The sequence below is a fragment of the Kosakonia sp. YIM B13571 genome, from assembly GCF_042788095.1.
Lineage (GTDB): Bacteria > Pseudomonadota > Gammaproteobacteria > Enterobacterales > Enterobacteriaceae > Kosakonia > Kosakonia quasisacchari.
Genome location: NZ_JBHZPL010000013.1, coordinates 66212 through 79678, shown reverse-complemented (window position 1 = coordinate 79678; position 13467 = coordinate 66212). Strand labels below are relative to the sequence as shown.

Here is a 13467-nt window from a genome sequence, read left to right as displayed (position 1 = left end):
AACGCAATTTTCACAGAAAGACTAACGCATTGAAATATGTCCCATGTAATATGGCTCCGGGCTATTGCGAGATTTGTATCCATGGTCCAGATTTGATGAATTAACAACTCCCTTTAACACACTCAAAGCGCTTTGACGAAACGCCATGAACAAACCTATAAAACGGCTTGAAATCATCAAATACGCCATTGAACTGGAGGATGACGGCATCATCCTCAGCCAGCTTCCTTTACTTAAAAATGAAGTTACGGACCCGGAGTTAGCGTTTATCGTTCACGCGCTTGAAGAGAAAAATTACAGCGAAGCGATGCGCGCCATCACCGTCTGGCTGCAAAACCAGCGCTCAGTGGTCAGTTGGCAAGACCCGCAAGTGGCCGCCAGCAAGCTGGAGCTAAAAGCGCTGGAAGAGCAAATGCGCGAGCTCATTGATAAACGCAATGCGCGTATCCAGCTGTTGGATGAATTCAACGATCTCTACTTAACTCGCCTTGGGCCGCTGATGTCGCAGATCCTGCGGCTACGTAAAACGCTGGCCGAAGCTGCAGTGCGCCGCCAGGAAGCGGAAGCACGCCGTCGCGAGGCGGATTATCTGCGCTGCCAGAAATACCTGTCTCAAGCGGTGGAAGTCTTAGTGACATTGACACAGCGCTGGCAAAGTATGCCGCCACACTCGTTACAAGCAGCGGAAGCGCGTAAACATCTGCAACAGCAAAGCGAGCTAATTGCCTCGCTGCTCGCCGAAGCGCAGGAGCTGGAGCGCGGCCTCACGCGTGAAGAAGAACCCGCGCGCCAGGCGCGTGACGAAGCGCGTCAGGAGTATGAAAGCTACCAGGAGCAGCAGCACGACGCGGAAAAACGCTTTAGCTTCGAGCAGAAGATGAGCGAAGACGAGCGTCATGAACTGAAACGCCTGTGGCGCCAGGCTAGCAAGCTCTGTCATCCGGATCTGGTGGACAACGAACTGAAAAACGACGCCCACAGTATGATGGTGCAGCTTAACCAGGCGCGCCAGCGCGGCGATCTTAGCGCTATCCGTTCGATTTTGACTCGTCTGCAAAAAGGGCTGGAGCCATTAATGGCAAGCGATCGCCTCAACGACCTGCAGCGCCTGCGCCAGCGTATTCTTGAGGTCAAACAGCATATCGCCAGCCTGATAGAAGAGCTGGCGACGCTGGAAAAAGAGGAGTCCTGGCAGTTGATCTCCACGCTTGGCGACAGGGAAACCTACTTCCGCCAGCAGGAGAAAGCGCTGGCGGAGATCCGCCAGACGCTGGAACAGCAGGTCAGCGAAGCCGAGTACGACGAAGTGGCCTGAGCGCAACGAGCCCGGTAATCGCACCGGGCTTACCGCTTATTTCTTGTGCCAGTAAGCTTGCGCGCGCACCAGTTGCGGATCAATGTCAGCAGATTCAAAGCGGTTCATCAACGATTTCACCACCTCGCCTTCCCCGGTCAGCCAGATAAAATAGTCGTGTTCCGGCACGCTTATCGCCGCCAGTTTGTCGGCAACGGCCTGCGAGTTATGGCCCTCGACCCACTGAATATCAAACCCGTTTATATCCGCGAAATAATCTTGATAGGCAGCATCTGCAATGCTTACCACCGCTGTGACCTGCGGGCGTACCGTCAGCAGGCTGAGCGCTTCAAGGCGGCGGCGCAGCGCTGGCATACCGGATTCGTCACAAACGTACAGCTGCCAGGCGTAATCTTCCGGCACCACCAGCGAACCGCGCGGCCCGCCGATAGTCAATTTATCGCCCACCTGCGCCTGCATCGCCCAGTTGCTCGCCACGCCGCCGTCGTGAATATAGAAATCCAGCGCCAGCTCGTGGCGGCTGGCATCGTACAGCGGCGTATAGTCACGAGTAGCCGGGCGCGGGCCATCGCCCCAGGCGATACCTTCGTCAGTCACCACAGGCGGTACAAAGTGCGTACCCGGCTGAGGGAAGAAAACTTTGCTGTGATCGTCAAAGCCACGGGAGGTGAAGCCATCCAGTTGCTCGCCACCGAGCACAATGCGCTGGAAGCCCGTGCCAACGCGTTCGACGCGCAAAACAGTTAACTCGCGAAAGCGCAGCTCATTGCGCACTCGCTGGGGATAGCGTTGAGGGTGAGTAGTCATAATCGGCCTTCGTGAATGTGAATACGATATATCTAAATATTGTGCAAATGATAATGATTGTTGATTGGGAAGAAGGCAAGATGTTTTTATGATATAGCCTCGTAAAAACGCACCGGTTGCTAAAGGCTCAATTAATGTCATTAAAAATCAGAAAATTAATATAAACAGCAACGTCAGCATTGTTTAAAAAGGTTATTTTAGATATAAATTAGATATATCAAATTATGTGAGAAAGCAGCTATGCGCCATCATCATGGCAATACCGACAGTGAGCGCCACCACGGGCACGGCAGCGGCCGCCGCCAACGTTTTTTCGGTCACGGCGAATTACGTCTGGTGATCCTGCATTTACTCAGCCAAAACGCCAGCCACGGCTATGAGCTGATCAAAGCCATTGAAGCACTGACGCAGGGTAACTACACACCCAGCCCTGGCGTGATTTACCCGACACTGGATTTCCTGCAAGAACAGCAGCTTATTACCGTTGGCGATGAAGAAAACGGACGCAGGATGATCGCTATTACACCGCAGGGCACGCAGTGGCTGGCGGAAAATCAACCATCGCTGGCACAGATTGAAGAGCGGATTAAAGCGCGCAATGTTGGCTATCAACTGCGCAAAAACCCACAGATGAAGCGGGCGCTGGAGAACTTTAAAGCCGTGCTGGATTTACGGGTGAATCAGGGGGAAGTCAGCGCCACGCAGCTTAAACAGATAATTGGCATTATCGACCGCGCAGCGCTGGAGATTTCACAACTCGATTAAACGGCCTGTGGCGCCTCGCGCAGGCGGAACACCTGTACCAGCTCGCGCAGATGCAACGCCTGGTCATTCAGTGCCGCTGCCGCCGCCACAGACTCTTCCACCAGGCTGGAGTTCTGCTGGGTGGTGGAGTCAATCAGGCCAATCGCGCTGTTAATCTGCGAAATACCATCGGTCTGCTCGCGGCTCGCCTGACCAATTTCGCGCAGGATAACATCCATCTCTTCTACGTTAGTAACCATGCCGTTAATCAGCGCGCTGGCTTTTTCCACCAGCGCCATGCCTTCGCGGGTCTGGCTGGTAGAGCTTTCAATCAGATGGCGAATGTCGTTGGCCGAGGAGGCACTCTTCTGCGCCAGTTGACGCACTTCACCGGCCACGACGGCAAAACCACGGCCGTGTTCACCGGCGCGCGCCGCCTCGACCGCCGCGTTCAGCGCCAAAATGTTAGTCTGGAAGGCAATTGCGTCAATCAGGTTGATGATGTCCGACATGCGGTTGGACGTGTCGTTAATCACGCGCATCTTCTCGGTGACCTGCTTCATCATCTCGCCGTTATTCTTCACGACTGTCGCCGCATCGGCGGAGAGGTGTGTGGCTTCGGAGGTATGATCGGCAGTGTTTTTCACCGTTGCGGTGATCTGCTCCATGGAAGCCGCCGTCTGCTCGACAGAGCTGGCCTGCTCTTCGGTACGCGCCGCCAGATCCTGATTACCGGCCACAATCTGCGCCGCCGCACTGGAGATATTCTCTGAACCGTTTTGCACCTGATGAACAATCTCAACAAGACGGTTTTTCATCTCCATCAGCGCGCGCAGTAGCACGCCGGTTTCATCACGATGGCGAGAATCGATAGTACGCGTCAAATCGCCGTCGGCAATCGCTTCGGCAAAGGTAACGGCTTCTCTGAGCGGGCGAGTGATCATCCGCACGATATACCAGCCAATCAGGCTGCCCATGCCGATGCTAACAATCGCCAACATAATCAGCATCAGGCGGTTTGAACTGAAATCGTTCTGCACCTGATCGCCCGCCGCGCGCATTTGCCCATCCTGAATGGCGATCAGCGCCAACACGCGCTCTTTGTAAGCATTCTGGATGTTAATGGTTTTGGTCATCATCTCCTGAATCGCACCCGCGCGATCGTTATTTTTAACGGCATCGAGGATGCGGAAACGAGAGTCGAGATACTGCTGGCGCACGGTGCGGATGTCTGCGAGGATTTTCTGTGATTTATCATCGCGCAGGTTTTTAGATAAATCTTCCAGCAGAGCCGTAATGTGGGAGCTGATCTCAGCAAGCTGCTTTTGTGACTCACCGGTCCATTTGCCGTCGCTATCCAGCAGCATCAGTTGCTGTGTGCTGACAAAGGTCTGGAAATTATCAATAAGCTGATTCGCTTTTACCGTGGTTGGGTAATCTTCATGCACGATCTCTTGCATTCCGTTATTCGCGCGGTTCAGGCTGAAAAGTGACAGGCAGGAACTCACTACCATTAACGCAATAAAAAAGCCGAACGCCAGAAATAATTTCGTGCCGATTTTTACATCGTGTAAAAACATATATTCTCCATGGGTTTGATTATTTTATTGACGAAAGTTCCGCGCCTTCACCCTAATGGCACGCTTAAGTCCCTGGCGCAAATTAAAAGAATGCAGCCACTAGCCGTTATCGGTAACGTTAGCGCTAACTTTATGAGATTGATCGTTTTTTTAATTACTTAATGAATCTTCTGATAGCCAACAACGATTAATTGTTATTTATCGATCGTTATATGTGCAAAAAAATAGATTTGCGCAACCTATATTAACGTCGCTACATTGAATTTTATTCAGAATTAAATAAATAAAACTGAGATATATTAATATTTGGCAATGCGAATTGTATTTAATAATTAATTAACAAAGAATATACAACATTATTACATCAAGGCGAGAATACGGGGAAAAAGCAGCTAAAAAAACCGCCAGTGAGGCCACAGGCGGTTTTTAATTCGTTTACCAGCGATCAGTGCAATACGGAAACAGCATCCTGCAGGCGGTCTGCGCGATGTTTAACCATTGCCGAAACCGCAGCGCTTTCCTCTACCAAACCGGCGTTTTTCTGCGTGATGGCATCCAGCTCTGCCACCGCACGCGTAAGCTCGGAAAGCCCCGTCGCCTGCTCCGACGTCGACTGGCTAATCTGCCCAATCAGCGCAGTGACGTTTTGCACCTGGGTAACAATATCCTCCATCGTCCGACCTGCGGCATGCACCTGGTCGTAACCAGACTGCACTTTACTGGCGCTGGCGTCGATCAGCCTGCGAATATCATTCGCCGCGTTGGCACTACGGCTCGCCAGGTGACGCACTTCACCTGCCACTACCGCAAACCCTTTACCCTGCTCGCCCGCTCTGGCGGCTTCTACCGCCGCGTTCAGTGCCAGGATATTGGTCTGGAAAGCGATGTCATTAATCAGCTTGGTGATAGAACCAATACGCCCGGTGCTATCGGCAATCTCATCCATGGTTTTCACCACCGTCTCCATCGCCTTGCCGCCGTGCGTAGCGGCGCTACTGGCGGAGCTGGAGAGCTCGTCTGCCGCCGATGCCGTTTGTGAGTTGTTTTGTACCGATGCTGCCATCTGGCTCATTGTGGCAACCGTCTGCTGCACATTCACCACCGTTTGGCGCGTGCGTTCATTAAGATCTTCATTACCTTTCGCCAGCGTTTCACTGCCGCTACGCACACTATGAACCTGGGTTGAAACGTCATTGATCAACCAACGACACATCAGCCCCAGTTGCCCGACCGCCCGCAATGTCAGCCCCAATTCATCGCTGCGGTTCAACGGTTGCACACTATTGCGCTCCCCGGTGGCCACACTCAGCGCCTGACGCGCCACGTTTTCCGCTGGGCGAACGATTTGCCACTCAAATGCCAGGCAGCCCAGCAGCATCGCCAACGTACTTACCGCCAGCGCCGGGCCACTTGCACCGGTAAACCACAATCCAGCAAATTGCGCCGCCCACAATAATGTCATGACGCTACGCGCACGCCAGCGGAGCGGCATGCCTGCCAGTTTTCCCCACCAGCGCTTGCTAATGACCAGGCCTTTATAGACGCGTTTGTTGCAGCGCCCTTCGTTTAACGCTTTGTACAACGGTTCAACGGCGGCGATCTCCTCATCTTTCGCCTCGGTGCGAATCGACATATAGCCGGTGACTTTGCCATTGCGCACCATCGGAACAGCATTGGCTCGCACCCAGTAATGGTCGCCATTTTTACGCCGGTTTTTGACGATGCCGCTCCAGGGCTCGCCCTGTTGCAGGGTGTACCACATATCGGCAAATGCCGCTTTGGGCATATCCGGGTGGCGAACAAGATTGTGGGGCTGGCCGAGCAGTTCATTCTGGGTATAACCACTGGCATGGATAAACGCGTCGTTGGCGTGGGTGATGTAACTTTGCAGGTCAGTCGTCGACATGAGCGTGGTGTCATCGTCCAGCATAAAGCGCTGCTGGCTGACATAAGGAAGAGAAGACATGGTTGCGTCCTATGCAGGTTATATTGCTGTTAAAAATTACTGCGAATGTTATTTCGGCGATAATGAGTTTATCTTTAGTTGTTAAATTTGATTTAGATCGCAATTTACAATAAAACCCTGCTTTTCGTGGGCTTGTTAACGTTATGAGTTTAATAATTTCACCATGTTATCACTGAGTTTTTCTAACACAAACGCCCTATAATCGCGCATTTATTGCACTATATTGGCGCAATACGTTCATCCCCTCTCTAGAAGTGAACAATTTTTAATCACAAAAGATACAAAATATTAACGCAACGGCATGATTAAATTTTGTGCGCCTCCATTTTCTCCTGGCATTTATCCCGATTTATGCTTCCCGCACCGAAGTGGCGTAATCCCTGCAATACTTAAATCGGTATCATGTGATACGCGAGCCCCCGGAGCCCATTTTGAACAGGTTACCTTCCAGCGCATCGGCATTAGCGTGCAGCGCTCACGCACTGAATCTCATTGAAAAGCGAACGCTCGACCATGAGGAGATGAAAGCATTAAATCGAGAGGTGGTGGATTACTTTAAAGAGCATGTAAATCCGGGGTTTCTAGAGTATCGAAAATCTGTTACCGCCGGCGGGGATTACGGAGCCGTAGAGTGGCAAGCTGGCAGTTTGAACACGCTTGTCGACACCCAGGGGCAGGAGTTTTTAGATTGCCTGGGTGGATTTGGAATATTCAATGTGGGGCACCGTAATCCAGTTGTGGTTTCCGCCGTACAGAATCAACTCGCAAAACAACCTCTGCATAGCCAGGAACTGCTCGATCCATTACGAGCGATGCTGGCCAAAACGCTGGCGGCATTGACGCCCGGCAAACTGAAATACAGCTTCTTTAGCAACAGCGGAACAGAATCCGTCGAGGCGGCGTTGAAACTGGCCAAAGCGTACCAGTCACCGCGCGGCAAATTCACCTTTGTCGCCACCAGCGGTGCGTTCCACGGTAAATCGCTGGGCGCATTGTCGGCAACGGCAAAATCGACCTTCCGCAAACCCTTTATGCCGCTGCTGCCGGGCTTCCGTCATGTGCCATTTGGCGACATCGACGCGATGCGTACGCTGCTTAGCGAATGCCAGAAAACCGGTGATGATGTCGCCGCAGTGATCCTGGAGCCAATTCAGGGTGAAGGTGGCGTGATCATACCGCCAGCAGGTTACCTGCCAGCGGTTCGCAAGCTGTGCGATGAATTTGGCGCGCTGCTGATTTTTGACGAAGTGCAAACCGGCATGGGTCGTACGGGGAAAATGTTCGCCTGCGAACACGAAAACGTGCAACCAGACATCTTGTGCCTGGCGAAAGCGCTGGGCGGCGGCGTTATGCCGATTGGCGCAACGGTTGCCACACAAGAGGTGTTCTCGGTGTTGTTTGACAACCCATTCCTGCATACCACGACGTTTGGCGGTAACCCGTTGGCCTGTGCGGCAGCGCTGGCGACCATCAACGTACTGCTGGAAGAGAACCTGCCCGCTCAGGCGGAGCAGAAAGGCGACATGTTGCTGGACGGTTTCCGCGCGCTGGTGCGTCAATACCCGGATCTGGTGCAGGATGCACGCGGCCGTGGGATGCTGATGGCTATTGAATTTGTCGATAACGAAACGGGCTACAACTTTGCCAGTGAGATGTTCCGCCAGCGTGTGCTGGTCGCCGGGACGCTCAATAACGCGAAAACCATTCGTATCGAACCGCCGCTAACGCTGACAATCGAGCAGTGTGAGGAAGTGCTGAAAGCGGCAGCCAACGCGCTTGCAGCGCTGCGGGTTACTGAAGAGCTGGCGTAGATGTACGCATAAACCCCTCTCCCTGCGGGAGAGGGGTTTTTATTGCTCATTGAAAACCCGTAGTCATCACCACGTTCAGGTTTTCTGCCCTATTACCTTGAGATTTCAATCTCACGCAGAAACGGCTTTTACAGGTGTGGTATGCGCTTCCAGGCGCAATCAATCCCACCATGAAAGCGGATGTTTACTGCGGCAGTAAACCAATAAAGCTGCGTTTTTTACGCGGCTCCGACATCAGTTCCTCCAGCTTTTCCACGCACGCCAGGTAGTGTGGTGTCGCTTTGTGCGCCTGTACGGCAGCATCATCCTGATACGCTTCATAAATAAAAAAGCGGGTTTTCACTTTCGGATCCTGTAATACATCAAAACGCAGGTTCCCCGGCTCGCGGATCGCGCCTTCATGGTTCGCGCGAAACACGGCTAAAAACTCCTCTACACGGTCCGGTTTGATATTGATTTCCACCAGCGTCACATTCATGGTTGCTCTCCTTGTTTTTCCTCCAGCCAGAACTGGTACGCCTCACGGGCGTGCATATGCTCGTGTACCACTTTTTTCACCGCTTTGAGCATGGCGAGTGGCGCGCTGGACTGGAAGATATTGCGCCCCATATCCACGCCCGACGCGCCCTGATCGATAGCGCGGAAACACATCTCCAGCGCTTCCTGCTCGGGCAACTTTTTCCCGCCAGCAATCACGATCGGTACCGGGCAGCTGGCGGTGACTTTTTCAAACCCCTCTTCAACAAAGTAGGTTTTCACAAACTGCGCACCCATTTCGGCGGCGATACGGCTAGCCAGCGAAAAGTAACGGGCATCGCGCGTCATCTCTTTACCCACGCCGGTCACCGCCATCGTCGGCACACCGTAGCGGTTACCCGCGTCCACCAGCTTAATGATGTTGTTAATCGACTGGTGCTCGTATTCGCTGCCAATGTAGATTTGCGCCGCCACTGCACAAACGTTAAGCCGCAGCGCATCTTCCATCGCTACCGCCACACATTCGTTAGAAAGCTCTGCAAGTATTGAATTGCCGCCAGAAGCACGCAGCACCACCGGTTTATTGGTGGCTGGCGGCACCACACTGCGCAGAATGCCACGCGTACACATCAGCACATCGGTTTGCGCGAACAGCGGCGTTATCGATAAATCAATGCGTTCAAGGCCGGTGGTCGGCCCCTGGAAATAACCGTGATCGAAGGCCAACATCACCGTTCGATTACTCTGCGGGTTAAAGATCCTTGCCAGCCGCGATTGCATCCCCCAGTCCAGTGCACCGCAGCCTTTCAGCGTGAAAGGCACATTTTGCTGCGCTGTGCCCAATCCAAAGTCTTTGCCATCTTTGATGTCATCTAAATCTGCCATCCTCCCTCCCGCAAAAAGCTGTGATAGAACAAGTGATTTTGTGACTGAAGAACGTTCAAAAGCGTAGGCGCTGAACTATATTTACGACCGTACGAGGATCACAGTTTTATCTATGATGCTTGCGAGGGGGCAAAACCCATGAGTTACCTTTTAGCGTTAGATGCAGGAACTGGCAGCATTCGGGCAGTGATCTTCGACTTAAGCGGGCGGCAAATCGCTGTCGGCCAGGCCGAGTGGAAACACCTGAGCGTAGAAAATGTCCCCGGTTCAATGGAGTTCGACATCAACACCAACTGGCAACTTGCCTGCCAGTGCATCCGGCAGGCGCTGAAAACCGCCGGTCTGAGCGGCGCAGATATCCAGTCAGTAGCCTGCTGCTCCATGCGCGAAGGGATTGTGTTGTATAACAACAACGGCGACGCCATCTGGGCATGTGCCAACGTTGATTCCCGCGCCAGCCATGAAGTTGCCGAGTTAAAAGAGATTCATGACTGGCAGTTTGAAGCCGAAGTCTACCGCGTTTCCGGGCAGACGCTGGCGCTGAGCGCCATGCCGCGTCTGCTATGGCTGGCTCACCACCGCCCCGATATTTACCGCGATACCGCCACCATCACCATGATCAGCGACTGGCTGGCCTCACGTCTCTCCGGCTGGTTAGCGGTTGATCCCTCCAACGCTGGCACCACCGGCATGCTCGATCTTTTTACCCGTGACTGGCGGCTCGACTTTCTGGATATGGCCGGGTTACGCCCGGATCTATTGTCACCCGTGAAAGAGACCGGCAGCCTGTTGGGCGAAGTGACTCACCAGGCAGCGCAGGAGTGCGGTCTGCGGGAAGGCACGCCGGTAGTGATGGGCGGCGGTGATGTGCAGCTCGGCAGCCTTGGACTTGGCGTGGTTCGCGCCGGGCAAACCGCCGTGCTCGGCGGCACATTCTGGCAGCAAGTGGTAAACCTGCCGCAAGTGCGCACCGACCCGGAGATGAATATCCGCGTCAATCCGCATGTCATTCCCGGCATGGTGCAAGCAGAGTCGATTAGCTTTTTCACCGGCCTGACCATGCGCTGGTTCCGTGATGCGTTTTGCGCCGAAGAGAAGCTGATTGCTGAACGGATGGGCATTGACGCCTACACCTTACTGGAAGAGATGGCCAACCGGGTGCCGGCAGGTTCATGGGGCGTGATGCCGATTTTCTCCGATGCCATGCACTTTAAGCAGTGGTATCACGCCGCACCGTCGTTTATTAATCTCTCCATCGACCCGGAAAAATGCAACAAAGCCACGCTGTTCCGCGCGCTGGAAGAGAACGCCGCTATTGTCTCCGCCTGCAATCTGGCGCAGATTTCGCGTTTCTCCGGCGTGCAGTTCGACAGCCTGGTATTCGCAGGAGGCGGTGCGAAAGGCGCGCTGTGGAGCCAGATCTTAAGCGATGTCACAGGTTTGCCGGTACGGGTGCCGGAAGTGAAAGAGGCCACTGCGCTGGGCTGCGCTATCGCCGCGGGTGTAGGTGCCGGGTTGTACGACGATATGGCCACCACCGGCGAACGACTGGTGTGCTGGAGCCGGGAATTTACGCCGAACCCGGAACACCGCGAGCTGTACGACACCATGATGCTGAAGTGGCAAAAAATCTACGCGGAGCAGCTCGGCCTGGTCGACAGCGGTTTAACCACATCCCTGTGGCAGGCACCCGGCCTGACAACCGGTAGCTGAAGCGCTTTTCCCTCTCCCGCGCGGGAGAGGGATATTTGAATCCCATCACAATCATTCGCTCCGCTTTTTCCCTTTTCTGCTGCGACGGCTAAAGTAGAACTCATCCGACCACATAACAATAATTTTACATTGGAAGAGAGCATGAGCCACTACCCGTCGCTGTTCGCCCCACTCGATCTGGGCTTTACCACACTAAAAAACCGTGTGCTGATGGGTTCGATGCACACCGGGCTGGAGGAGCGCCCGGACGGCGCCGAGCGGCTGGCGGCATTCTATGCCGAACGTGCCCGTCATGGCGTCGCGCTGATTGTCACCGGTGGCGTTGCGCCTGCGCTTTCCGGCGTCACCATGGAAGGCGGCGCGGTGCTGCACGATACCAGCCAGCTTCCTCACCACCGGCAAATCACCGAAGCGGTGCATCAGGAAGGTGGCAAGATCGCCCTGCAAATTCTGCACACCGGGCGCTACAGCTACCAACCGCAGCTGGTCGCGCCGTCGGCATTACAGGCGCCGATCAACCGCTTTACACCTCATGCGTTGAGCCATGATGAAATTCTCACGCTGATTGATGATTTCGCCCGCTGCGCTGCGCTGGCGCAGCAGGCCGGTTATGACGGTGTTGAGGTGATGGGTTCTGAGGGCTACCTGATTAACGAATTTCTCGCCGCGCGTACTAACCACCGCGATGATGAATGGGGCGGCGATTATGCCCGACGCATGCGCTTTGCGCTGGAAGTGGTGCGCGCCGTGCGCGAGCGCGTGGGGAGCAACTTTATTATTATCTATCGCCTGTCGATGCTGGATCTGGTTGAAGGCGGCGGTACGCTTGAGGAAACCATCGCGCTGGCGCAGGCAGTGGAAGCCGCAGGCGCGACGCTGATTAATACCGGTATTGGCTGGCACGAAGCGCGCATCCCAACCATTGCCACACCGGTGCCGCGCGGCGCATTCAGTTGGGTGACGCGCAAGCTGAAAGGCAAAGTGAAGGTGCCGCTGATCACCACCAACCGCATTAACGATCCGCAGGTCGCGGACGAGATCCTCGCACGTGGTGATGCGGATATGGTATCGATGGCGCGCCCGTTTCTGGCCGATGCCGAGTTTGTGTCGAAAGCGCAAAGCGGCCGCGCGGATGAGATCAATACCTGCATCGGTTGTAACCAAGCCTGCCTGGATCAGATCTTCGTCGGTAAAGTCACCTCCTGCCTCGTTAACCCGCGCGCCTGCCATGAAACCCAGATGCCGGTGCTTCCCGTTCTGCACAAGAAAAACCTGGCGGTGGTCGGCGCAGGCCCTGCCGGGCTGGCGTTCGCCATTAATGCCGCCGCACGCGGGCACAGCGTCACGCTGTTTGACGCACAGGCGGAGATCGGCGGGCAGTTTAATGTCGCCAAACAGATCCCCGGAAAAGAGGAATTTTACGAGACGCTACGTTACTACCGCCGGATGATCGATCTGACCGGTGTTACGCTGTGCCTGAATCAACGCGTCGATTCGGCCCGACTGTTGGAGTTTGACGAGGTGATCCTTGCCAGCGGCATTGAACCACGAATGCCGCCGATCGACGGGATCGACCATCCGAAAGTGCTGAACTACCTTGATGTACTGCGCGATAAAGTGCCGGTGGGCGAAAGTGTGGCCATTATTGGCTGCGGCGGGATCGGCTTTGATACGGCGATGTATTTAAGCCAGCCGGGTGAGCCAACCAGCCAGAATATCGCCGAGTTTTGTGTGGAATGGGGTATTGATACCAGCCTGAATGAAGTCGGCGGTCTGCGCCCGGAAGGACCGCAGTTGCCGAAAAGCCCGCGCCGCATTGTGATGTTGCAGCGTAAAGCCAGTAAACCTGGTGAAGGTCTGGGGAAAACGACAGGCTGGATCCACCGCGCCACGTTGCTATCGCGCGGGGTAAAAATGATCCCGTCGGTAAGTTATCAAAAGATCGACGATGCTGGTCTGCATCTATTGATCGGCGGCGAACCTCAACTCTTAACTGTGGATCATGTGGTGATCTGCGCAGGCCAGGAGCCGAAACGCGAGCTGGCAGAACCGCTGCGTGAAGCAGGTAAAACGGTACATTTAATCGGTGGCTGCGATGTGGCGCTAGAGCTGGATGCCCGCCGGGCGATTGCACAAGGGACAAAACTGGCGCTGACGATTTAAAACGAA

General features: G+C 54.4%; 10 protein-coding genes. 5 read left to right on the top strand and 5 right to left on the bottom strand.

All coding sequences use genetic code 11. From position 1 onward, the window contains the following. The first annotated feature begins 145 nt into the window (after window positions 1-145). Complete coding sequence (locus tag ACFX4O_RS21665) at window positions 146-1315, top strand: DNA repair protein (RefSeq protein WP_131407649.1); 1170 nt, start codon at window positions 146-148, stop codon at window positions 1313-1315. Window positions 1316-1351: 36 nt separating this feature from the next. Here ACFX4O_RS21665 and ACFX4O_RS21660 read toward each other — a convergent pair whose 3' ends face one another. Continuing rightward, entirely contained in the window at window positions 1352-2122 is a 771-nt protein-coding gene (locus ACFX4O_RS21660; RefSeq protein WP_380211173.1) for a siderophore-interacting protein, read from the bottom strand. Window positions 2123-2362: 240 nt separating this feature from the next. Here ACFX4O_RS21660 and ACFX4O_RS21655 point away from each other — a divergent pair, with 240 nt between their 5' ends. After that, entirely contained in the window at window positions 2363-2887 is a 525-nt protein-coding gene (locus ACFX4O_RS21655; RefSeq protein ID WP_380211171.1) for a PadR family transcriptional regulator, read from the top strand. Here ACFX4O_RS21655 and ACFX4O_RS21650 read toward each other — a convergent pair. Next, on the bottom strand, window positions 2884-4446 hold the full coding sequence (locus ACFX4O_RS21650) for a methyl-accepting chemotaxis protein (RefSeq protein ID WP_380211170.1): 1563 nt from the start codon (window positions 4444-4446) through the stop codon (window positions 2884-2886). The genes ACFX4O_RS21655 and ACFX4O_RS21650 overlap by 4 nt on opposite strands. Before the next feature lie 445 nt (window positions 4447-4891). Next, on the bottom strand, window positions 4892-6412 hold the full coding sequence (locus tag ACFX4O_RS21645) for a PAS domain-containing methyl-accepting chemotaxis protein (protein WP_131407656.1): 1521 nt from the start codon (window positions 6410-6412) through the stop codon (window positions 4892-4894). A gap of 431 nt (window positions 6413-6843) precedes the next feature. Between ACFX4O_RS21645 and ygjG the strand changes: the two genes are divergently transcribed. Continuing rightward, window positions 6844-8223, top strand: coding sequence for a putrescine aminotransferase (gene ygjG / locus ACFX4O_RS21640; protein WP_380211167.1), 1380 nt, complete (start codon window positions 6844-6846; stop codon window positions 8221-8223). A 184-nt stretch (window positions 8224-8407) separates the two neighbouring features. On the opposite strand, the gene lsrG is transcribed toward ygjG, so the two are convergent. Continuing rightward, complete coding sequence (gene lsrG, locus ACFX4O_RS21635) at window positions 8408-8701, bottom strand: (4S)-4-hydroxy-5-phosphonooxypentane-2,3-dione isomerase (protein ID WP_131407660.1); 294 nt, start codon at window positions 8699-8701, stop codon at window positions 8408-8410. Beyond that, complete coding sequence (lsrF, locus tag ACFX4O_RS21630; RefSeq protein ID WP_380211165.1) at window positions 8698-9585, bottom strand: 3-hydroxy-5-phosphonooxypentane-2,4-dione thiolase; 888 nt, start codon at window positions 9583-9585, stop codon at window positions 8698-8700. Before lsrF ends, lsrG begins: the two co-directional genes overlap by 4 nt. A gap of 138 nt (window positions 9586-9723) precedes the next feature. Between lsrF and lsrK the strand changes: the two genes are divergently transcribed. Both lsrK and ACFX4O_RS21620 read left to right on the top strand, forming a co-directional pair. Then, the gene (gene lsrK / locus ACFX4O_RS21625; protein WP_380211163.1) at window positions 9724-11298 is read left to right on the top strand and encodes an autoinducer-2 kinase; all 1575 of its coding nucleotides are present in this window, start codon (window positions 9724-9726) and stop codon (window positions 11296-11298) included. 141 nt (window positions 11299-11439) lie between these two features. Next, entirely contained in the window at window positions 11440-13461 is a 2022-nt protein-coding gene (locus ACFX4O_RS21620; RefSeq protein WP_380211161.1) for an FAD-dependent oxidoreductase, read from the top strand. Window positions 13462-13467: the final 6 nt, after the last annotated feature.

Coding starts and splice junctions, on each gene's coding strand:
- lsrG (WP_131407660.1), bottom strand. CDS start 8,701: ATGAATGTGACGCTGGTGGAAATCAATATCAAACCGGACCGTGTAGAG.
- ACFX4O_RS21650 (WP_380211170.1), bottom strand. CDS start 4,446: ATGTTTTTACACGATGTAAAAATCGGCACGAAATTATTTCTGGCGTTC.
- ACFX4O_RS21665 (WP_131407649.1), top strand. CDS start 146: ATGAACAAACCTATAAAACGGCTTGAAATCATCAAATACGCCATTGAA.
- lsrF (WP_380211165.1), bottom strand. CDS start 9,585: ATGGCAGATTTAGATGACATCAAAGATGGCAAAGACTTTGGATTGGGC.
- ACFX4O_RS21645 (WP_131407656.1), bottom strand. CDS start 6,412: ATGTCTTCTCTTCCTTATGTCAGCCAGCAGCGCTTTATGCTGGACGAT.
- ACFX4O_RS21655 (WP_380211171.1), top strand. CDS start 2,363: ATGCGCCATCATCATGGCAATACCGACAGTGAGCGCCACCACGGGCAC.
- lsrK (WP_380211163.1), top strand. CDS start 9,724: ATGAGTTACCTTTTAGCGTTAGATGCAGGAACTGGCAGCATTCGGGCA.
- ACFX4O_RS21660 (WP_380211173.1), bottom strand. CDS start 2,122: ATGACTACTCACCCTCAACGCTATCCCCAGCGAGTGCGCAATGAGCTG.
- ACFX4O_RS21620 (WP_380211161.1), top strand. CDS start 11,440: ATGAGCCACTACCCGTCGCTGTTCGCCCCACTCGATCTGGGCTTTACC.